The 22,451-nt window shown below is 45.4% G+C and carries 22 protein-coding genes and 1 riboswitch; of the genes, 8 read left to right on the forward strand and 14 right to left on the reverse strand.

Translation table 11 applies throughout. The features are described from left to right. Window positions 1–22: 22 nt before the first annotated feature. Window positions 23–676, forward strand: a complete 654-nt coding sequence (gene rpiA / locus GO003_RS01805; protein ID WP_159652088.1) for a ribose-5-phosphate isomerase RpiA — start codon at window positions 23–25, stop codon at window positions 674–676. Between the two features lie 274 nt (window positions 677–950). On the opposite strand, the gene GO003_RS01810 is transcribed toward rpiA, so the two are convergent. Genes GO003_RS01810 through gspE form a run of 12 tightly spaced genes read right to left on the reverse strand, consistent with a single transcriptional unit; the run spans window position 951 to window position 11,760 of the window. After that, a complete protein-coding gene (locus GO003_RS01810; RefSeq protein WP_159652086.1) occupies window positions 951–1,313 on the reverse strand; it encodes a hypothetical protein in 363 nt (120 codons plus the stop codon). A gap of 20 nt (window positions 1,314–1,333) precedes the next feature. After that, window positions 1,334–3,574, reverse strand: coding sequence for a type II secretion system secretin GspD (gspD, locus tag GO003_RS01815; protein ID WP_159652084.1), 2,241 nt, complete (start codon window positions 3,572–3,574; stop codon window positions 1,334–1,336). Then, a complete protein-coding gene (locus GO003_RS01820; RefSeq protein WP_159652082.1) occupies window positions 3,571–4,182 on the reverse strand; it encodes a hypothetical protein in 612 nt (203 codons plus the stop codon). The genes gspD and GO003_RS01820 overlap by 4 nt, the downstream gene beginning before the upstream one ends. Then, window positions 4,179–4,766 carry a type II secretion system protein GspM gene (gene gspM / locus GO003_RS01825; protein ID WP_159652080.1) on the reverse strand — a complete coding sequence of 196 codons (588 nt, stop codon included), beginning with the start codon at window positions 4,764–4,766 and terminating at the stop codon, window positions 4,179–4,181. The genes GO003_RS01820 and gspM overlap by 4 nt, the downstream gene beginning before the upstream one ends. Next, entirely contained in the window at window positions 4,763–5,863 is a 1,101-nt protein-coding gene (locus GO003_RS01830; RefSeq protein ID WP_159652078.1) for a PilN domain-containing protein, read from the reverse strand. Before GO003_RS01830 ends, gspM begins: the two co-directional genes overlap by 4 nt. Before the next feature lie 11 nt (window positions 5,864–5,874). Then, a complete protein-coding gene (locus tag GO003_RS01835; protein ID WP_159652076.1) occupies window positions 5,875–6,813 on the reverse strand; it encodes a type II secretion system minor pseudopilin in 939 nt (312 codons plus the stop codon). Next, the gene (locus GO003_RS01840; RefSeq protein WP_159652074.1) at window positions 6,810–7,475 is read right to left on the reverse strand and encodes a PulJ/GspJ family protein; all 666 of its coding nucleotides are present in this window, start codon (window positions 7,473–7,475) and stop codon (window positions 6,810–6,812) included. Before GO003_RS01840 ends, GO003_RS01835 begins: the two co-directional genes overlap by 4 nt. A 2-nt stretch (window positions 7,476–7,477) precedes the next feature. Next, window positions 7,478–7,888, reverse strand: coding sequence for a type IV pilus modification PilV family protein (locus GO003_RS01845; RefSeq protein ID WP_159652072.1), 411 nt, complete (start codon window positions 7,886–7,888; stop codon window positions 7,478–7,480). Further along, window positions 7,881–8,345, reverse strand: coding sequence for a GspH/FimT family pseudopilin (locus GO003_RS01850; RefSeq protein WP_231088776.1), 465 nt, complete (start codon window positions 8,343–8,345; stop codon window positions 7,881–7,883). Before GO003_RS01850 ends, GO003_RS01845 begins: the two co-directional genes overlap by 8 nt. Before the next feature lie 53 nt (window positions 8,346–8,398). Further along, window positions 8,399–8,824 carry a type II secretion system major pseudopilin GspG gene (gene gspG / locus GO003_RS01855; RefSeq protein ID WP_159652070.1) on the reverse strand — a complete coding sequence of 142 codons (426 nt, stop codon included), beginning with the start codon at window positions 8,822–8,824 and terminating at the stop codon, window positions 8,399–8,401. Between the two features lie 6 nt (window positions 8,825–8,830). Continuing rightward, on the reverse strand, window positions 8,831–10,048 hold the full coding sequence (locus GO003_RS01860) for a type II secretion system F family protein (protein ID WP_159652068.1): 1,218 nt from the start codon (window positions 10,046–10,048) through the stop codon (window positions 8,831–8,833). Next, on the reverse strand, window positions 10,048–11,760 hold the full coding sequence (gspE, locus tag GO003_RS01865) for a type II secretion system ATPase GspE (RefSeq protein ID WP_159652066.1): 1,713 nt from the start codon (window positions 11,758–11,760) through the stop codon (window positions 10,048–10,050). Before gspE ends, GO003_RS01860 begins: the two co-directional genes overlap by 1 nt. An 834-nt stretch (window positions 11,761–12,594) precedes the next feature. Continuing rightward, window positions 12,595–12,674, forward strand: a riboswitch (cyclic di-GMP riboswitch). Between the two features lie 28 nt (window positions 12,675–12,702). On the opposite strand from gspE, the gene GO003_RS01870 reads away from it, so the two are divergent. From GO003_RS01870 to GO003_RS01900, 7 genes are all read left to right on the forward strand, one after another. Further along, a complete protein-coding gene (locus GO003_RS01870) occupies window positions 12,703–13,395 on the forward strand; it encodes a hypothetical protein (protein ID WP_159652064.1) in 693 nt (230 codons plus the stop codon). Window positions 13,396–13,590: 195 nt separating this feature from the next. Next, window positions 13,591–14,445, forward strand: coding sequence for a hypothetical protein (locus GO003_RS01875; RefSeq protein ID WP_159652062.1), 855 nt, complete (start codon window positions 13,591–13,593; stop codon window positions 14,443–14,445). 296 nt (window positions 14,446–14,741) lie between these two features. Beyond that, the gene (locus GO003_RS01880; protein WP_231088777.1) at window positions 14,742–15,578 is read left to right on the forward strand and encodes a hypothetical protein; all 837 of its coding nucleotides are present in this window, start codon (window positions 14,742–14,744) and stop codon (window positions 15,576–15,578) included. 184 nt (window positions 15,579–15,762) lie between these two features. Further along, on the forward strand, window positions 15,763–16,650 hold the full coding sequence (locus GO003_RS01885) for a hypothetical protein (protein ID WP_159657722.1): 888 nt from the start codon (window positions 15,763–15,765) through the stop codon (window positions 16,648–16,650). 225 nt (window positions 16,651–16,875) lie between these two features. Beyond that, entirely contained in the window at window positions 16,876–17,730 is an 855-nt protein-coding gene (locus GO003_RS01890; RefSeq protein ID WP_159657724.1) for a hypothetical protein, read from the forward strand. 192 nt (window positions 17,731–17,922) lie between these two features. Beyond that, window positions 17,923–18,840, forward strand: a complete 918-nt coding sequence (locus GO003_RS01895) for a mitochondrial fission ELM1 family protein (RefSeq protein WP_159657726.1) — start codon at window positions 17,923–17,925, stop codon at window positions 18,838–18,840. Beyond that, on the forward strand, window positions 18,830–19,948 hold the full coding sequence (locus tag GO003_RS01900) for a glycosyltransferase family 4 protein (RefSeq protein ID WP_159657728.1): 1,119 nt from the start codon (window positions 18,830–18,832) through the stop codon (window positions 19,946–19,948). The genes GO003_RS01895 and GO003_RS01900 overlap by 11 nt, the downstream gene beginning before the upstream one ends. Window positions 19,949–20,127: 179 nt before the next feature. On the opposite strand, the gene GO003_RS01905 is transcribed toward GO003_RS01900, so the two are convergent. Both GO003_RS01905 and GO003_RS01910 read right to left on the reverse strand, forming a co-directional pair. Further along, the gene (locus GO003_RS01905; RefSeq protein ID WP_159657730.1) at window positions 20,128–21,495 is read right to left on the reverse strand and encodes an O-antigen ligase family protein; all 1,368 of its coding nucleotides are present in this window, start codon (window positions 21,493–21,495) and stop codon (window positions 20,128–20,130) included. After that, entirely contained in the window at window positions 21,492–22,406 is a 915-nt protein-coding gene (locus tag GO003_RS01910) for a glycosyltransferase family 2 protein (RefSeq protein WP_206444708.1), read from the reverse strand. Before GO003_RS01910 ends, GO003_RS01905 begins: the two co-directional genes overlap by 4 nt. Window positions 22,407–22,451: the final 45 nt, after the last annotated feature.

Consider the following 22,451-nt stretch of genomic DNA (forward strand, 5'->3'; position numbering starts at 1 on the left):
AACCTTAATTAACAGATACGCTATGACACAAGACGAATTAAAACAACAAGTAGCTCAAGCGGCCTTAGAATACATCAAAGGCGTCTCAATTATCGGCGTCGGCACCGGCTCTACCGTTTACCATTTCATCGAAGGACTTAAAGCTTTTAAAAACGACATCGAAGGCGCGGTGTCCAGCTCAGAAACCAGCACAACGCACTTGCAACGCATCGGCATTCCGGTTCTGGATCTCAACTCAGTCGGCACACTGGAAGTTTATGTCGATGGTGCGGACGAAATCAACCCGCATAAACAACTGATCAAAGGCGGTGGCGCAGCCCTGACGCGTGAAAAAATTATTGCCGGCGCCAGCAAAAAGTTTATCTGCATTGCGGATGAATCAAAATCGGTTGATGTGCTGGGTAAATTCCCTTTGCCGGTGGAAGTCATTCCTATGGCGAGAAGCTTTGTAGCGCGTGAATTGGTCAAACTGGGCGGTCAACCGATATGGCGTGAAAACTGTATCACCGACAACGGCTGTCAAATTTTGGATGTACACAATCTCAGCATTCTGAACCCTTCAGAACTGGAAAGAACGATCAACAACATTCCCGGCGTTGTTACCGTCGGCATTTTCAGCCTGAGACCGGCTGATGTGGTTTTGGTCAGTAAAGGCCAGGATATTATCAGCTTCTAAATGATCTCCAGCGCAAGGACGCGCTGCTCCCTATCAATTTCCGACGTTTCAATCTTTTACCTGATTATAAAGATGCTTCCGCAACAACGTCTTTCCGGCAGAGCCTGCCCCGGTCAGGGAATGCCGAGATGACGATTTTTGACTGAGCTGATTGATCTTTATAATCAGGATCTTTTATGAATGTCTTCTTGCCGTAAGGCGGATTCGCCGATAGGCAATCTGTCACGGCCTTGAAGCGCCTGCGTTTTGCTAGCGCAAAAACGCCCTACAGCGCTTATTTTGGCGGCACGTCATTATCCGATACGATCCGCTTGCGTTTATAGGACGGCGGCACATAGGGGAAGCTCCTGTCACCTACGGGCCTTATAAACGTATAAGCGCCAGGGGCTAAAACCAATATATTGCCTGTCTTGATGAAGGCATCGTGCGGATAGGGAATGGATGCAAAAGCCGTTAAAGGGCTTATCCCGATAAATACCCCCGTGCCAATGACTGTTACGGCAAATCCCAACGGCCGGTACAACAAAACATCCAGCAGTACAAAGCCGGGGTCGGATGCCTCAACGGGTTGAGCATTTGCGACCGGGCAAGAAAAGACAACTGATAATAATATAAAAAAGCTGATTCTTTTTTTCATAATGCGTTGCTACGAATTGATTATTGAAGCACTTCTACTTCCAGAGGCACATCCTGATAGATACCGGTCAATTTACGCTTGAATTCGTCAGTGACCAATCTGGCGTCCTGTCTATTAGTGACTACTCTTGGCGTTAATAATAATACCAACTCGGTCTTATCATTATTTTTTACTGTAGAGCCGAATAAAGGACCAATCAAAGGTAAATCATGCAAAAAAGGAATGCCACTTTGTGAAGATGTGGTTCTCTCTTGAATTAACCCCCCAAGCACAATGGTTTCTCCGCTTTGCACAGCGACCGAGCTGGCAATCTCCCGGGTCAAAATATCCGGGTTACCATTTGTACTAGAATTTCCAAAACTTTCAACACTTTGCTCAATTTCCATCGTCACCAAACCATTGGCATTGACTCTGGGTTTAACGGTAACCATGACACCCGTTTTACGCTGTTGAATTTGGGTGGTTTGAATCAGTGCATTGTCTTCGCCAGCACCTCCTGAAAGAGGCGTAGATTCTGAAGTTCTAAGCGATTTTTCCTCCCCCACTTGAATATTGGCTTCCTGATTATTCAAAACCATTAAAGAGGGAGATGAAATGACGTTAATATTGCCATCATTAGCCTGAGCTTTAAGTAGCGCTTTGATAGCGCCGGAGCTATAGATAGCGCTGAGACCCCCGGTTGCAGCGGCAGCGGCAGCAGTTGCAGCGGCGTTGCTTAAAGCCACAGCACTATTTGAATTACTCGAAACAGAACCACTGCCAATACCTGAACTTCCTTCTGAAAAATACCATTGGATTCCATACTCAAGTTCATCTGTTAGCGTGACCTCTACAATGGTCGCATCGATTAACACCTGTAAAGGCATCACATCCAACTGCTTGATAACATCTTTTATTACGCTGTATTCCTGAGCGGTTGCCACGATAACCAAGGAGTTATTAATCTCATCCGGGATAATCTTGACCTCACCGACACCGGCGACTTTGACATTGGTATTACTGCCGCCAGCCCCCCCTGAAAGGTTACCCAGGCCGGGGGAAGTTCGTTGAACCTGCTGTATTTGGGACTGATTACTGGTCGATTGCGACCGGTTTCGGCTCGATGACGATGTCGATGCCGGACGGTTTGTGACTTCAACCGATTTTCGACCTGCGGCCACTTGTCCGCCCCTGGACTGAACGCTGGCGGAACCATAAATATCGCTCAATACCATAGCTAAATCGAGCGCATTGACATGCTGGACTTTATAGACGTTAACACCTCCGCCAGACGCCTTTTTGGAACGATCCAGACGAATAATCCAGTTTTCGATATCGGTTAAATAACGCGATTGATGGGTGATCGCCAGAATGGCATTCATCCGCTCGATAGGAATAAATCTAAAAAAGCTGCTCTCATCTTCTTTGCCGATTTTATTAAAAATCTGATCCAATTCCTCAACCAACGTCGGCGGGTCTACATGTGACAACGGAAACATCGCAAACGAACGGCCACGCATGATGTCCGCATCAAATATCGATACGATTTCCTGAACGCGCTCAAGTTCGGCTGCCGTGCCTCCTACAACCAGCAGATTGCGGGTCGCATCACTGTGTAATATGGTCTTTTCGCCGACCAGGGGTTTAAGAATTTCCCCCATGTTGGCGACATCTACATTTCTGATTGGATAAACCTTTACCTGATAACCGGAAGGCAAGGTTTTGGCCCCCCCTGCTAAGGATAAGGAAGACGTCATCAAAGCCTCACCCGCAGGTTCTATATGATAAACACCCCCGTCTTTGACGAGCGCGGCATTGTTCATACGCAGCAACATCTCCAGCGTTGGCATCAACTGTTCCTTGCTGAGTGGTTTCGTGGTTTGCAGGGTCACTTTTCCCGCCACTTTGGGACTCAATACATAGTTCTGCCCCAAAATATCACTGATGATGACTTTGGCGACTTCACCCAAATCGGCCTCATCAAAATTCAGGCTATAGGTACCAGGCCCACCCTCAGATGAAGGACTTCTGCGTGCGGCAAGTTCGGAAACCGGCAAGCCACCGCCCGGATAAATTTCGGTTTTCAGCTTATCTTTTTCATCCGTTAGCGGTTTATTATCCAGTTGTTCATAAATCACACCTTGATGATCGATATCATTGGTTAACGGTTGCGTCAGCAGTAATTTAGGTTTTTGCTGAGGCCCCATAAATTCACAACCGTTTAACGTCAGGCTTAAAACAGCCAAATACGTTGTTGCTTGAATTAGATTATGTTTTTTCATTGGGTAAGATTTTCTTCAGGAATAGGTTCACTTTGACCGGCATCAGGCGGCATTTCAGGTACCGGAGGCATCTGTGGAGGGGCCTGTCTGGTTTTGGGCAGCTCTTTCAGTTTTGGCTTCCGCAAGATCAATTCTGTTGATTCGCCGCCACGTTCAAGCACGGCTTTATCCGGCAATATTTCGATCAACTTCCAGCCGTCCACTTCCTGGTCTTTGGAAATTTTAGTATGGCTTTTCTGGTTAGGCTGAATTTTGGTCCGGCGCAGCAATACGCTCTGTTTTTGTTGCGTGGTGTAAACCCCTGTCAACTCCCATTCCAATACTTCTGAGCTCATGGCATTCGGAGAATTATCAGTATCCGCTTCCGGTACCGGTCGTCTGCCTTCAATAAACAAAGGTCTGCTGACCAAATCGGCGTAACTGTCTTCAGTCTGCTGATCGAGTTTTAACTGCGGGAATTCCCGCTCATCGTATGCGGGACTGACAGTAGTTCCATCAGGATCTGCTTCATCGTTTGAAGATGCCCAGTACCACCATTCTCCGACGATCAACACCAGAAGAATGGCACAAACACCGGCCTGTAATTTGATTAGCCCAACATTGATCATTTTCCTTTCCCCATAAAACTGGAGGCCTGAAAACTGATGTTCAACTTGTTACTGGGTTCGATTTTACGGGTTACCCGGTTGCGTATGCCTCGCTCAGGACGTATATCAAGGTCGTCAATAACAAATAAGGGGATTGACGATTCGATTTGAAATAAAACGGAACGCAAGGTTTCTATATCCCCATTCATCCTGACTTTGACGGCTATACGGGTAAATTCACCTTCAGTTTTGCTGGGCAAAACCTGCGTACTGGTTAACTGGCCTCCGCCATTGGCAATAGCCGTCTTGATAAATTGTTGCAAATCAGCAGACGCCAGAGCCTCTGTACCCTGGCTACTGAAATAGTTCTGCGTGCTTTTAGCCTGCTTGATTTGTTCAATATTCTCTATGACGGCTTCTTTTTTAGCGATAACCCGTTGATAGCGCTCCAAACGAAACAACAGCTCGTTTTTTTCATCACGCAAGTCCAACGCTTCATTGACCAGCGGCACAATTAAAAACCCGATAACCAACAGAATAACGGCAATCAACAGCCCTACTGCGAACCATCGTTGCGGCGGGTATTTATTGATGAGCTTTATCAATCACTGCTCCTGGATTTTACATCTACCGTGAGTTGAAAACGCTCTAAACCCGTCATCCTGTCTTGTGTAACCGGTGAAACAAAACGGGCGTTAGCAAATAAATCCGATCCTTCCAGTATTGCAATTAATGCCGATGCCGCCGGCGATTGGCCTTGAATTTGAAGCTGTCCTTCGGAGTATTTCAAATAGTTTAGCCAGGTATCGTCTTTTATCAGTGCACTAAGCGAATTAAGCAGGGTGACCACAGAAGGTGATTGCTGCTTTTTTGTTATCAATTGCTTGGTCTGGGCAATAGTGGTATCGATTTCTGCTTGGAGTCTATCAACAACGGTTGCTTCTTTTTCTATGACTGCAATTTCTTCACGCAGCTTGCTGACAGCCTGATTTTCAAGCCAAAGCGGTAAAATCAGAAACACGGAGAATAATATAAAAAATAAGGCGGTTAAACTGCCATGAATATAATTTTGCCATTCTACCTTTTTTTCCCGAAGATCTTCCGGCAGGAGATTGTAATAGGATGGATTCGATTCCCGATCATTTATGACTGAATCATAATCAATCAAGGATGGCCGGATATTTAAAGGATTTAATTCCTCAATCAGGGCATCTACTTTTTCTCTGGGAGATAACACCAATATGAGGCGGACGAGCCCTGTTTGCTTATTTTTTTCCAGCAACTTGATAGCAAAATAGACCTGATCCTTGTTGAAAGGCGTAAAGCGATCCAGTTCATAAGCGATGACTTGCTGCAAGTTTTCCGCTGCGGCAAGAGGTAAAGCGAACTCCTTACTCACCGCGTCCAATTCGGTCAGCCGAAAGACCAGATTAGCGTTTTCAAAGCGGTTGTCATTTAACAAAAGGTTTTTGATGCGCTCAATGCCAGCTGCATCTCTGCTAAATTCGCCGAAGTCTTCGCATGCATTGCCTTGTTCATAAGACAAGCGGAACAGCGTTGGATAGAGCCTTAAAACAAGGTGTCCCTGCTGTTGATCCAGAATCTGTTTGAGATTATCAGGCAATATTTGTAACAGCTCTCCGCCCCACCAGCGAAAAAACTTTTTTACATCCAGATCGATGTTTGCATCAAGATTCAGCATGTGTAATGTCTTTAATAATTTTCCATTTCGACTGCGAATAAACTGCGAGCTTTGGAATATTTGGGCCGCCATTGAATGATAGAAAAAGGCGCGCCTCCCTCATCCACTCGTTTAACCAAAGCATGAACAGTTGCCGTGATTTCTTCATCGACCATTGCTTCCGAAATGATCGTAAACACGTCTGTATTACTGCTGTTATCCTGCTCGTCACCCGTTTCAGGCATGTCCAAATCATCCCCCGGCAGCTCATCAACCTGAGTAACAGGCACGGATGCGGACGGCGCATTTTTCATTCCGGTTTTGAAGCTTTGTTCATCTTCATCTTGCAATATCAATTTCAATTCTGCCGACGCTTTTTGCAAATCGACGCCGGATTTTCCGGAGTGTATGGTTATAAACGGTTCGAGCCAGTCGTATAATCCGGAATCCATGCCTAAAACCATTTGCAGCTCTTCCAGCGATTGAAAGGCTTCGTTGCGCGGCACGTACTTTAATCCCGCCTTCTTATATTCACTTTTCTCCGCACCGGCTTCACGCGCCGTATCATCCTTATCCCGCCAATCGACAATAGCATCGGCAATCCTCGTTTGTTTTTCTGGCTCTATGGGCGCCTGACTCAACAGTCTTTGCAATAGGGTCAAGTCCGCCTGATTGAGGTCAACCTTACCACTCTCGGCCAGCATTTGCACCCGTATTAGCGCGTGATCAAATCTGAATTCATAGATTTGCCCATCCGCTTGCCAACGCTTCAAGGGATCATTTTGGAGCATCATCATTTGGGCCATCGCGATTCCAGCTTCAGCATAGGCTTGCGCTTGCGCAACGCTCTTCAGTCCGAACATTATAGCTGATTCCCTGCGCATGCTGAGGGCGAAACTTCCCGCCATGATAGTCAAGAGAGTCACTATCCAGAGCACTAACACCAATGCAACGCCCTTTTGCCGCGTCACTTGATGTCCCCTTCAGAATCTGCCGAGAATCCGGGATTACTATCGGCGGCACTCAATTTGACCGGTATGATGATATCCGGCCAATACAACTCGTTATCACGCGCAATTCTGATTTTAATCAAGCTTGGCAATGTTTCTCTATCGACCCACTCTTGCTGCCATCCTCCGGATTCAGAGAGAGGATCCGCTTCGAAATAACTGATCTGGAATAACCTGACATGCGTAAGGATTACCACATCCTCGTCTTGCCATGCCTCATCGTCCGAACTGGGAAAAAACGGCTTTATCGCAACTTTAAGAGCGTTATTACCATTTTCCTGTTGTAAAAATACAGTGAACACCTGCAATCCGGGTCGAGCCGCACTTGCAGGCAATGGCGAGACAAATTGAACGCTATCCGCTTTACCTCTAAATGAAAAAACCCTTTCTTCGTCCTCTGAAAAATCTTGCCACAACGGCTGCACAACGGCTAAATGCCTGCGAAAAAACTGATAGACCATGGCTGTTTCGTTAACCTGGGCCACTTTGCCTTCCCCTGCCTCCCAGCTTTGAGCGCTGATTCTGAGAGCGCCGAACAACAATACCATCATGATGCTCAAAAGCGTCATGGACATCATGATTTCGATCAGAGTGAAACCTTTTTGCCGGCAAGCACGGAACATGACTAGGTTCCGGCTGGCTGTTCGCTTCGAACCAGCCGCAAGGTATTTAATTCAAACACCCGCGGCTCAGCATTTTCTTCGCCCCAACTGACGCTGACATCGATTCTTAAAAGCAGGGGCACATTCGTATTGTCTTCGGTTGCTTCTAACTGAACATCGGCCAGGCTCACGTTGACTTGCCAGACATATCGATCAAATTCGATACCTGACATCTGACCGGGTTGCATCGGCGTTTCCACACCGATTCTGGCCATCAGGGACTCGGCCAATTGAACCGCTGTTGTGTAATCATCGGCAACGATCGCCGTGTTGACGCCACCGGAAAAAATTCTGAGTAAAACACCTAAAGCCAACGCCATAATAGCGAAGGCCACCAGAATTTCCATTAAAGAAAAACCCCGCTGATTATGCATCGGCGAGATCGATCAAGCCTGTCAACCAATTAATATTGATGCGCCAGACCCACTGATCCAACTCCAGCGTGACCCTGCCGCCGGTCGATGAACCATCGCCAAAAAAGCGAATATTGGCTTGGCCATCACCGCTAAATTCACTTTGCGCTGTCACTAATGTCACATGGATTTTTTTTGGAATATGATAAATTTTATCCCGCGTACTGATCTGATAGGTGTTTTCGGCAAAGTCGATGGTCACCGTAGTCTCGTCTCCCAGCATCAAGGCCTGACCTCTGGCATAACGCAAGGCCGAAATCATGTCTCTTGCTGCACTTTTTATCGTGGTTGCATCATTACCGGACGAGAGCGAGATGCCAATAGCGCCAAAAGCGAGCGCCATAACAAATAGCACCACCGATAATTCGATTAACGTAAAACCCCGGTTTACCCGGGTCGCTCTGATTTTCGGCGGCACAATTTAATAACCTGAAGGTTTCATTAGTGACAGGGCAAAAACGTTATTTTTTGCTATAACCAGCTGACAACATCCTGATCTTCGCCTTCCCCACCATCTTTTTGATCCGCTCCCAACGAGAACAAATCGAAATTGCCGTGTTCGCCAGGGAATTTATATTGATAAGGCTGTTGCCAGGGATCGACCGGAACTTTTGATTTACGCAGGTAGGGACCATTCCAGCGCTCCACATCGGACGGTTTCTCTATCAATGCATTTAATCCCTGTTCAGTTGACGGATAGCGACCGACATCCAGTTTGTACATATCAAGCGAAGATGCAAGCCCCTCTATCTGGACTTTGGCGGCTTTGGTTTTTGAAGCGCCCATATGCTTCATGACCTGCGGACCGACAATTCCGGCCAACATAGCGATAATACCTAACACAACGAGTAATTCGAGCAAAGTAAAACCATTGTTCTTTTTCGGTTGTTTCATCATTTTTTCCTAAAAAGCCAAATCATTAACACTCAAAATAGCTAACAAGATCGACACAATAATGCCTGCGATCATTAATCCCAAAGTGATGATCAATACCGGTTCCAACAATGCCAGCATGCGCTGTATCGATACTTTAAGCTGTTTATCGTAAATGGTGGCAACACGAAGCAGCATTTCTTCCAGCCGTCCGGTTTCCTCTCCCATACGAATCATTTGCATCGCCATTTTAGGTAGAACCGCCTTATCAAGTAAAGCATCGGACATATGGCGCCCCTGTTTAAGCTGCTCTTCGGCATCTTTTACTGCATCTACCAGCGTCAGGTTGGATACCGTTTCGCGTACGATCGTCAAGGCGCTGATAATAGACACACCATTTCCAAGAAGCGTTCCCAGGGTGCGGGTAATATTGGCCGTTTCCATGTTGAGGATGATATTACCGGCTAACGGCATTTTAAGAAAACGCGCATCCCAGGCCTTACGTGAAACAGGATCTGACAATTGATAGCTCATGAAGACATAGGTAGTCAATATAACGAGCATCAATAGCCACCAATAGCTTTGCAGCCAATTGGCCAATCCCACAACAATCTGGGTAGGTACCGGCAAAGCCTGCCCCGCACTTTCAAACATTTCGGTAAATTGAGGCACCACAAAGGTCAACATGACAAACAGGGATGCAAAGGACATGATCATTAATATGACCGGATAAATCAAAGCAGTACTGACGGTATCCTTAAGTTCTCGTGAACGCTCAAGATATTCCGACAAGCGCACCAATACACTGCCAAGACTGCCCCCCGCCTCACCCGCCCGGATCATGTTAATGTAGAATTTCGAAAAAACACCCGCCTGACTCTGCAAGGCATCGGCTAGGGTTGACCCGCCTTTAACTTTATCCAGTACGCGAGTCAGTAGCTTGGTCAATTTCTCATTTTCTACGGTCAACTCGATCAAAACCGACAGTGATTTATCGAGAGGAAGCCCTGAATCCAACAAGGTTGCCAATTCGCCGGTAACCAGCAAAATTTCCTTTTGTGACAAACGAAGTTGCTTTACTCCCAAATGTATGCCTAGAAAAGTCCTGCCCCTAGAAGGTGAGACTTTTATCGGCATGAGGCCTTCGGCTTGTAACTCAGCTATCAAGGCTGATTCATCAAGCGCTTCGCGCAATCCTTCTTCCAATTCGCCGCTACTGTTAACGACTTTAAATGCGAATAACGCCATCAGGATTCAGTGGTGACGCGCAAAACTTCTTCCAGCGTGGTCGAGCCTTGCAAGGCCTTCACCAAACCATCATCATACATGGTATGCATACCTTCTTCGATGGCAAGCCGATGAATCTCACCGGCCTCCGCATGGGTCATGATTAATCTGCGCAACGCATCGCTCATGACCAGAAACTCAATTATCGCCATTCGCCCGCGGTACCCCAGGCCATTGCAGGCATTACACCCGACGGCTTTATAAAATTTCAATTCACCTTCCGGTTGAAATTTTCGCAACTTCAATTCTTCAGCCACACTGGGCTCAACGGTATAACTTTCCTTGCAGTGAGGGCATAATTTTCTGACCAGGCGCTGAGCCAAAATGCCGTTAACCGTCGAGCTAAGCAAATATTCTTCCATCCCCATATCGAGCAACCGCGTAACGCCGCCGGCCGCATCGTTGGTATGCAGCGTCGATAACACCAAATGCCCGGTCAACGCCGATTGAACGGCTATTCTGGCGGTTTCGATATCACGCATTTCACCGATCATAATGACATCCGGGTCTTGCCGCACAATGGATCGAAGGGCTGTGGCGAAATTAAGCCCAATTTGAGGTTTGGCTTGAATCTGATTTATGCCTTCCAATTGATACTCAACCGGATCTTCGACCGTGATGATTTTACGTTCTGCTGTATTGAGTTGTTTGAGCGCCGTATACAAGGTCGTCGATTTACCGCTGCCGGTAGGGCCGGTAATCAGGATAATGCCATGCGGCTGGGCCAATACGTCCAGAAACTTTTGATAATGCTTACCCACAAAGCCAAGGGCAGTAAAATCAAGAACAGTCGCTTCCTTGTCCAATAAGCGGATAACGACACTCTCGCCGTATAAAGTCGGAATCGTCGAAACACGCAGGTCCAGTTCTTTACCCAGCATTTGCAGTTTAATACGCCCGTCCTGAGGCAAGCGTCGTTCGGCGATATTCAACTTGGCCATGATTTTAATTCTGGATAACACGGCAGCGGTTGAGGTAACAGGTGGCGCATCGATATTTTGCAGAACACCGTCAATACGCAAGCGTACTTTCAGGCGTTGTTCGAATGGTTCGATATGAATATCAGACGCCCGGTTTTCAATCGCCCGTTGCATGATCAGATTGACCATTTTAATAACCGGCGCCTCGCTGGCCATGTCCTTCAAATGCTCAAGATCTTCCTCTCCTATCTCATCCGACTCAAGATTCGAGACGAGTTTGTCCATCTGGGACTTTCCTTCACCGTATTGCATTTCCAATGCAGCATCAATCTCAGACATCAGCCCGATTTTGGCAGCAATATTTTTTCCAGTCGCCAGTTGCAAAGCATCAAGCACAAAATGATTTTCAGGATCCATAACGGCGACCTGAATCTGCTCATCGTCCTTGCTTAAACCGATGACATGGTATTGCTTGAGAAACCGAAGCGACACATTATCGGGCAAAGGCGTTTCAAGCGGATAGTCTTCCCCGCGGACTTTTTCCATCGGGTGTGTCGCAATAAACGCCTCAGCAATATCGAATTCGGAACAAATGCCCAACTTGATCAGCAAATGCGGTAAGGTTTCCACGACCGTAGACTGCATGACCCGATCCACTTTTTTTAACTCGGCATCGGTCAATTTTTCCAGGTACTGCAAGTGACTTAAAAAACTGTGATATTCCGGAGCTAGCTTTGCGGTTGAATAATCCATGTTGACTACCAGAACTGTGAATTTGGCAAATTATAAACGATAGAAAATATTAAATCCGTTATTGGTTAGTGTGAAAGTCATTTCGGAATTTGGCAATGAAATTACAACGCTCGGCAATTGGAGAATAAACCGGCAATCAATCCTGATAGGTCGAACTTCTCATTCGCAAAAAATGCAGACAGGAACCTGCAGTGTTTTCTTGGGATAGACATCGATTTTTCTTTCATAGCCGAACAATACCAATGAATTTAGATTGCAAAGATTATTTACGTAACATCTAAGCATCCAAAAACCAATCAGTTGCCATTCATTCTTGCTGCTTACCCTTTCTTTCCGAACAAAAAGCTCGTCACCGCCCCGCACATCATAATATTAAACATCTCGCAAGAAATCATCGATGTTATTTGAGCTTATTTTGATATTGGTTTTATGGAAATTTGAGGGGATTTCAAGGAAACTTTAAACGAAAGAGGGGGCTGAATAATACGCAGGGGGTAGAACGTTAGTGCATCATTTCTATTCAGACATGACTTATAGATCGATAAAAAGTCGGATTTATCTCTTTTGAATGAAATGAAAAATTACTAACAATTTTTCAGCTCAGTTATCAATACAGACATCGCTAACATCAGTCAAAAAGAAGGGAGAAATGTTTATCTGTAATTCGAAAAGTGGTAACCACTGCATTGAGATCACTATTTTTTGAGTTAAAAACAAGCGCGAAAACTGAGTTTACCAGACACAGGATCATGTCTTGATTTCAAGAGGTTTGAGAGTATTTAACTCAGTTACTTAAGACACAGATCGAGACAACAAGGATATTTTTTAGTTCCTTTAAGTAAAAGCCTAACCCGCCGTGAGCCGGGGACGGAAAGCCAAGAATCTGCAGACAAGCAGACAGTCGGGTTGCACTTAAATTATTTCACTTAGGGGTAATTTATTATGTTCGAAACGAAAATACCATTTAAAAAATTTAGCTCTATTGTCGCCTTAGGCCTTTTAGCCGGATCAGCCTCGGCAAATGTTTTATATAACAATACCAATTTAGAAGAATTTGGCAGTCAAGGCGTCCCTCCGGGCTGGATGGCAAGTGCATTTCGCGTAACCGAATCAGCTTGTCCCTTTGGCTGTGATGTAAGCGATATAACTTTATTGCTTCGTTCCGGAACATTATTCGGCCCCACAGCAGGGATTACACTAGAAGTCTATTCGGATTCAGCCAATCAAACAGATGCTCCTTCAGCACCCGGCAGTTCATTAATCAGCATGATTAATCCCAGCTCGTTCAACACAACTGCCAAGTTTGCTGTATTTAGTGCGCCCGAACAAGATACTAACACTCCAGCAGTATTTCAGAAGAACAGCTGGTATTGGGTTTATCTCTCAGCCACTCCAGAGGCGTCTCTAACCGAATGGTCTTACGATGGCGGATCAGGATACTGGGCATTTGACAGGGGCGAAGGCGCTCAATTTGGAGATGAAGGACCTTTCATCATGAAAGTAGAAGGCGTAAAACGGTCCGGATCAACTGGACCAATTGATCCACCTTCTCAAGTTCCTCTGCCAGGCACGGTGTGGTTAATGGGCTCAGCACTCATAGGTTTATTATCGACCTGGCGTAAAAAAACGGCCTGATAAGCACGATTGAGTCAAACCAGCCCGCTACTTATTTCCAAGATGATAAGTCAGGCCAGAAAAAACCTTTAAAACTGTTATCAACAAAGAATTGAGCAATATGCTCTCTTGGTCAGCGGGGCTGTCATGTCCCCGCTGACTCAATTGGTCAACATGACACCCTATTATTCTCTTATAAGAGTTAAGGAGTTTTTTATGAACACAAAATTAACAATCGTAGCGTCAGCCGTAATGATCGGAATTTCATCAATGGCAAACGCAGCCAACCCACCATTAATTAATGACATTTACAGCAACGGACCTCAGTCACCCATCGTTGCCACCACAGATTTGAGTGCTGCTGAAAGAGCGGCTTACGCTCTTTATGAAGGTGTAATGCAAGTCGCAGAAGCTAGAATTCACGCACAAGGTTGCTCCAGCCTGACTGCCGATGTAAGCATTTTTGCCAATGGTTACACCACCAATAATGCGTCTAAAGACAACTCCGTTGAAGTCGTCTCAGGCGGAAGCACATTCGAACTTGACGCCGAATTAGACGCTTTTGTTGCCGGTCGCGGGCAAAAAGTGGTAGTCGATCAAGTAGGCAATGGCAATTTGAATGGAACAGGTGTGAGCCTTTATCATGCTGACGTGGTTTACAACAGCGTCAATAACATGATGGTTTCTGACAGCCGTGTAGACGTTGTGGGTATCAACGGCAGACCTGATTCATATTCAGGTCGTGTCATTAAAGACTTCTATCGTGGTGCGCTTAACAAAAGTAGCAACGACTACTACACCATCTTTGATTGGGGCCTGCAGTCCATTTCAAAATTGGGTTACCCAGTTAACAAATACTGGCAACGGTCTAAATCTCGCCGTGACAATGGCGATATTGGCCGTACCGTATTTGTGAAAGACCGCTTAGTGGGTGCAAACTCCTGCCGTATCACTATCGATACAGTTGGATCAAACAACAGAGATTACTTCTGGCAAAATGGTAGCCTGAAAATTGAGTCTGTTGCTCCATCTGCACCAGTAGCAGCATTTGAAGAGCATCCATTCAATTAATGGTTAATAGATTGTTATATTATAAAAAACTTGCATTAGCTAATTTTCGATGATCCGGGAGCTGAAAGCCTCCATACGGAATTCATAAATTTTAGACAAACAAGTTGCCAAGCGGCTGCTAATGCCATGCGTTAGCAGCCCATTACAGCTACTAGTATTTAAGTGATTTTAATAAAGCAGCCCATGCCAGGGACCTCGCCTTATCACTTAAATTTGTTTAAATTTTTAATCATTTTGAACATCAAAAACTAGTTAAATACCTACCTAAAACGATAGACTTTCGAGGAAGAGCAGCAATGAACTACAAACTCATAGCAGCAGTAATGTTGTCAGGTTTAGCGTCCATTGCGACGGCATCATCCACCGCTAATCCCATGCCCCCCCCCGACATTTATGCAGCCGGACCTACATCACCCCCCGTTGCTAAAACAGGTTTATTCGGCCCAGAAAGAGCGGCTTACGCGCTTTTAGCCGGAGTGATGCATCAAACTGAAGCAGTCATTGCCGCCATGAGCTGTTCTTCATTGGCAGGGACTTACGAATTATTCATATTCACCGACGGCACGGTGAATAACCCAGATTACAATTTTGTAACCGTGGATTCGCCAGCGTCAACTTTTACCTTGTACGCGACCATTAATCCACTGGTTCAATTTAGAGGCCAGGCAATCACAGTCAAGCAGACAGAACCGGGCTCTTTAAACCGTACCAAAGTGAATGGTTACTATTCCAATGCGACTTACGATGCAAATACCACGACACTCAACATAGACAGTGTCACTAACGTTCAGGGAATTAATGGACGCTTTACAGCTTATCAAAGCCGGGATCTCAAAAATTTTTATCGGTCTATCGATAGCGTCTCAGGTCTCCCTTACATTTTTGACTGGGGCCTAAAATCATTATCCAATTTAGGCTACCCCATTCAAAAATACTGGCAACGCTCAAAGTCTCTTCGTAACGACGGCGTTTTAGGAAGAACTGTAATTGTGAAAGAAAGGCTTGTCGGACCCAATGCCTGCCGAATTGTTATCGACACATCAGACTTTAATAACATAGATTTTTTCTGGCAATCAGGAACATTGACTATCAGCACCGAACCTCCGTCTCCTGCTTATGAATTTGATTTTTAGGAAAGGTGCTGTCCTTTTTTTAGAGTGAACGCGCATTACTGAGGTGCTTAGATTTTATTCTCTGGTCGCAGACATCTGCAGGGTTTTAAGTAACCAATAAAACATCTCTATCGCGTTATAAGGGATTTTTTACAGCGTAATTTCGTTGGATCAATAACTATTTTGAATTCTTGAGGAGTTTTTAATGAACCACAACATAATTTTGTTAACCTCGGCGGTGATTATAAGCTGTTCAAGCATTGTGAATGCTGAGAGTCTTAATCCACCTGCAATTACCGATATTTATGCTATAGAACCCAACTCTACCCTGATTACGAACACCGACTTGAGTGATCCGGAGAGATCTGCTTTCGCTTTGTATGATGGCATCATGGATGTGGCTGAAGCCAGGATTCATGCAAGCAGTTGTAGCGATGCAATAGGCGAATACAAAGTTAACATCTTTTCTGATGGCCGTGTCCGTGGACGTCGGCAAAACAATACAGTCCTGCTCACCTCATCCGGTGGTTCATACCGTCTTTTTGCAATTCCAAGCGAACCCGTGACTGGACGCGGTGTAACTATTTTGCTTTATCAGCTCTCTCCCGGCACTCTGGAAGACATGCAGGTCAATGACTACACTGCCCAGGTTACTTATAACGACTCAAGTAACCTGATGACATCGAACAGCAAACTGGAGGTAGAGAGTATAAATGCTGAACTTGACAGCTATTCAACCCATACCGTCAAAAGCCTTTATCGGGACTCTTTAAGTGAATCTGACAGGGACTTTTACAACATCTCTGATTGGGGCCTCAATATGACATCTAAACTGGGTTATCCAGTGAATAAATATTGGCAGCGATCAAAATCGCGCCGTGATGACGGTAATATTGCACGCACTGTTTTTGTCAGGGATAGCCTGATTCAGACTTCCCCCTGCCGAATCACCCTAGACACGAACGGCTACAACAATATTAATTATTTTTGGCAAGAAGGTAGTTTAAAAATTGAATCGGTTAATCCTAGCGCACAAGTTTCTGCGTTTGATGAATTTCCATTTAATGAAGTTGACTTACCAGCTCTACAATAAATAATGCTACTTTGTCAGATTTTAAAGCTCGACATGCGTCCTCTGATTGCTGAAGAGTATAAAAGCGGTCACCCTTACTCGTTTTCGGCTTGAAATAACTTCCCGATCATTGGATTTCGTTGTTTGGGGCTAATTTATTTGCCTCAAACAGCGCCCTGATTTTTTAAGACTCATACTTCTCGACTTCCAAAACAACTCTTGATAGAAAATCAAAAGGTTAAATTTATGAAAAACTCATCTGTCAAGTTGGGCTCAGTTATCTTGAGCTTTGCAGTGATGACTCACGCAAACGGAGAGCCACAAACGGCTCCTCAAGCTCCCAGCATGTTTGATAACGGCCCTCTGCCTCTAACAATCATTGACCTGAGCGCTTCTGATATATCAGGTATTGCACTAATTGAAAGTATCATGCACATTGCAGAGTCGGTTATTCATGTCAACAGTTGCCCGTCAACTGCTGGGGTTTACTCTATTGAGGTTTCCGCCAACGGATCAGTTAAAAGTCCACAATCTAATAACATCAAGCTTTTTTCTCCCGAGAACACTGAACCTCTTGCGCTCAATGCCAGCCTCAATCCCCAGGACGATTTCCGTGGACAAACCATTAATATAAAACAGCAGAACAACGGTAAACTGAAAGAAACGTTAATATCCGGATATTCTGGTGAATTCACCCTAAATAAGGAATCAAATCTAGTAGTTATTGAAAGTCATCTGAACGCATCGGGATTGAATAACGGTTTAATTTCTTTTCAAAACTCATCAATAAAAAACTTTTATCAGGAGCAAAAAACTACCGATTCAACCCAGTATTTATTCAACTGGGGGTTACAGTCTTTATCCGCTGAGGGATATCCGGAAAATACTTATTGGAATCAATCCAAATTACTGAAGGTGGGTGGGCATTTGAAACGCGTTTTATTATCTAACGACAGGTTGATCGGCGCATCCGCATGCCGGATTATTATCGAAAGCGCATCTGTTGAGCCGAAGAAGGATAATACCTTTTTACACAAAGGCACGATCACCATTTCTGAATCAACGCCAAAATCTGAACTTCCCAAATCCAGTGAGTTCTGAGACGATCCATTCCACCTATTTTTAGGGATTTGGGGGAGATATAAGTATCAAGCAGAAGATAATATTATTTCTCAAGCCCCTTGATTAGTTCTGTGAGCATAATCCGTATGTTGATCACATTGAATAAGGCGTTAGCCCATGCTAATCTGGGCGGCCGTAAATGCCTTAACCTTTGTGTAAATGACCCAAATTATGAGTCCTTCCCAACCGCTGCAACTATGGCTGATAACCGATAACAAACCCGGCCATAGAAATCAGTTGGAAGGCTTGACCAACGCCTTGGCAGAATTAATGCCGATTGAGGTCCATAGGTACGAGGCCAGCCTTACTTTATCGGCACGCTTTAAAACGATTGTGACAATGTACAAAGATGTCCGGATCAAAAAACCGGACTTGATAATAGCTGCTGGACATAATACTCATCTATTACTGCTGATAGGGCGCTTTCTTTTTGGCGGGAAATCGATCGTTTTAATGAAGCCCTCGCTTCCGTTAAGTCTTTTTGATATGGCCTTGATACCTCAGCATGACGGGCATTTCCAGCAAAATAACGTGATATCTACACTGGGCGCCATCAATAAAATCAAACCCTGTCAAACCCACGACAAAAACAAAGGGCTTTTTCTGATCGGCGGGCCTTCCAAACATCATGGTTGGAACAGTCACCAGATGGCAGAACAAATTGAAACTATCATTGACGGCGCCCCCGATATTCGCTGGAAATTAACCACATCAAGACGAACGCCAGGCGATTTTTTACCCCTTCTGAATCATCTCAAAACCAAACTGACTATCACACCCCATACAGAAACCGGACCTGACTGGCTTCCGGATCAACTTTGCGAATCCGGTTTTGTATGGGTCAGTGAGGACAGTGTATCGATGATCTACGAAGGATTGACTTCGGGTGCCTCCACTGGATTATTGGAAGTGCCTATTCTTAAAAACGGCCGCATCCAGCAAGGCATTGAAGATTTATTAACAGCAAAAGCGCTTTATCGAGTCAATGATTGGCCCAATAAAACGGTTATACCCAAACCTACTCTCCACCTGAATGAAGCGCAGCGTTGCGCGAAATTGATTCTTAAACACTTTAATTATGTCGAATAAACAACTTACCGTCATTCAAGTCCTACCGGCATTAAATGGTGGGGGCGTCGAAAAAGGCACGCTGGAAATCGGCCGCTTTTTGGCTAAACAAGGCCATCGCTCCATTGTCGTATCGGCAGGTGGCCGGATGGTACAACAGCTAATCAATGAAGGCAGCGAACATATTCAAGCCGACATAGGAGCAAAAAAAATCTCGACAGTCCGCTATATCCTCTGGTTCAGGCGCATAATGTTGGATATCCGTCCGGATATTGTCCATCTGCGCTCCCGTTTACCGGCCTGGGTATGTTATTTGGCCTGGAAATCATTACCCGAAAAAGACCGTCCCCACTTAGTCAGCACATTTCATAGTCATCATTCGGTTAATCGATATAGCGAAATAATGACATGCGGTGAACGCGTCATTGCTGTTTCCAATATGATGAAAAACTACATTATCAACTCTTATCCTAATGTCGATCCTAAGAAAATAAAGGTTATTCATCGCGGCGTTGATACCCAAAAATTTACTCCCGAGTACCGGCCAAGTAAAGAATGGATGAAGGCATGGTATGAAGAATTTCCGGAAACAGCTGATAAAGCATTAATAACTATCCCCGGACGTCTGACGCGTAAAAAAGGTCATGAAGACTTTATCAAAATTATGCTCCGCTTAATTGATTTGGCTCTTCCTGTGCATGGCCTGATTGTAGGAGACACGGATCCGAAAAAAACCTATTACCGGGACGAACTGGAAAAATCAGTTATCAGCGCGGGTTTATCGAAAAATATAACGTTTACCGGCCATCGAAATGACCTTGAAAATATCATGTCAATTTCCAGCATTGTTTTAACCATCAAAACTGAACCTGAAGCTTTTGGCAGGACAACGGCCGAAGCATTAAGCTTGGGCATACCTGTCATAGGTTACGCAACAGGTGGTGTAGAGGAACAAATGGCTGAATTATTTCAAGAAGGATTGGTTGACGTTGGAGACATTGAAACCGCCACTTCTAAAATAAAGGATTTTTTATCAAATCGTCCTGTTATAAAAAACAATTCATTGTTTACCTTAGAAAGAATGTGCAAGGACACCCTCAAGGTATACGAAGAATTGTTAAATCAATAGATTTACTTAATCATTAATAAACTAGACATGCAAAACTCATATCTGCAATTTAATGTTTTATAAAAATCGGTAAATATCAACGTCGTTGTCGCCCTCTTTTTGAAAGCCGGTTATGTTGATAACCTTTCTCTCATCATAAGTGCGGTGCTTTCGCCTTTTCTTGTTTTCGTAGGCAATCGTTAAAGAACCCCTTTAGATACATCAATCTGTTGGTATAACCAGATATGGCTTAACACCCCCCCTGCCACCAGAGCAAATACGAAAGTACCGCTAAAGAAATAGACATAAGACTCGAAGAAGTTAATTGTTGCCCAAAATACCATGAAGCTAATAAAGAACTGCAACATGTCGCGCGGCAAAACGCCACGCCGATAAGCCGCTATCGATGCATAAGTCAACCAGCTCCATAAGCCAAGCAGCAACAGCAGGCCAACAGCGCCGAAATTCACCAGCGTATCCAGATAGGAGTTATGCAGATGGCGGAATCTCTGGCGTACCGATTCCGGAAAGGAAGTGGCCTGCTTCATTACCAGTCCGCGGCCTTTCCCCCCCCAACCGAATATCGGACGCTGTTCTATCCAATCAGCAGCTTCCACCCAACTGCGCAAACGAATACCAGAACTATCGAACGGGATCTGTTCTAAGCTTCCCTGAAAAGCTGAGGTGAAGGTCTTTAGCTCCGACTCGACTCGGCGCTCGACAAGCTCACTTTGCCCAAGTAGAAACAGCAGGCTTGCTGTGGCAATCATCAGGCCCAGCATCAACCCTCGATAGTGACGTAGCGATTGAGCGAACATCACAGCCATAACCAATAGCGAGACAGAAAGTCCAAGCCAAACAGCGCGCGTCTGGACGATGATGACACAGGTTGTCATAAATACTGCGAGAGCAAGCCAAACCGGAAAGATGAACCACCGAGAAGACTGCCTCGCCATCAACCTCGGCAAGAAGTTGAGAAGACCCAACAAAGCCACTCCAAAATACATAGCCGTATGCTGAGCATTGTGTAAACCAAAATCAACACGGTAACCGTCAAGGCCGCGCAAGATCTCCTTCAAACCGCCCCCAAACCACGTCGCCACAAGCAGGCCGAGCAGTGCCGCCGCCCATGCGAGCAGGGTATTGCGGGTGTGCCCCCCCAGAGCAAACGCAACTGTAATCGGCAACAACCAGTTGACCACTCGATTGACTTTAGGTGATTTTTCGGCCAATTCAGGATGAGTCAATAGCGATAACGCCCAACTGGCTAAGGGAACGCACACTGAGACCAATAATAGAACGAAAACTGTCGACCGACGTACCTCAACGGGGGCAGTGAAAAAAAACACGACACTGCTCAGCATGAGAACGTAAATAAGTTTCCCCGCAAATCCCAGCGCACTAATTCCTAGAAATGCATACAAAAGTACCGTCAAAGCGCCGAGGAAACCCAGCCACCTTCTACCGCCATCGAACCGGTTAGGTTCCCAACACGAAATCCCAGCAAATGTAGCGCGAAGTCGAGACATAACCGAACGGAAAGCATCAACCCCCTGCATCTCCATCATTCTGCGTTATCCTCATTCAATAGGCTCCACAAGTTGTAGTAATCAAAAGTATCAAGGATTTTCTGGTCGTTACCACCAAGTGTTTTTTTGTTGATACGCTTGAGCGCCAACTGCTGGGAGTACTCAACGGTCAAATAACGTGAATTCCAGGGACGCAAGTCGGGCACTTTGCGACACAGAACGCCATGCTTCAAGGTCATTGCCTTCAACCAAATATCGTCCGCCTTGGGCGCCAGTCGCATAAATTGCGCCTTGTCGCTGACTGCCGGGTCGAAACAACCGGGAAAATACAAGACGCCACCAACACCGGTAGGCATGATTAAAGGTGATGCCTTTTCATCCCGTATTGTCTTGTTCCAATGCTTATAGGGCAGGATCGAACCGTTCCGGCCAAAGGCAATCTTGTGTGCGCGTTGGCAATGCACGAGTTGTGGTTCGCGCTTCCACGCACGATAAAGTTGGTCGATCATGTCTGGCGGATAAAGTATGTCGTCATCCACCGTGATCAACAGGCTATCCGGAAAGGCGCTCAGAGCATAATAAAACTTCTTGTAAGGCCCCAGATCCTCATCACAAAATGCAATAGTCAATCCCCGCCGCTCTAAGTTTCGTAAGGTCTGCGGTAAATCGAGCGGATCGAACTCCGCTTTCGACAACCATAAGACTACCTTATCCGCCTTGAGGGACTGTTGAAACAGACTTTCGATGGTCAGGTAAACATCATTGATTCGCGCCGGGAATGTGGTTAGCGAAACAACGAGTTCCTGATCAATGTCGTTGCCTACACCGGGCGTCGATTCGACTAGAGCCAGATTCTGAAAATGCAGCATTGCCAAAGCCTGCTTCTGCTGTTTTGCCAAGGCGAGTTCGCGCCGGTTCTTGCCCTTGCCGAACATATCGCTAAATTTCACAGTGTCACCCTAGATTTGGATAATATTTACTTTGTCAAACATCAG

Source organism: Methylicorpusculum oleiharenae, assembly GCF_009828925.2.
GTDB classification, from domain to species: Bacteria; Pseudomonadota; Gammaproteobacteria; order Methylococcales; family Methylomonadaceae; genus Methylicorpusculum; species Methylicorpusculum oleiharenae.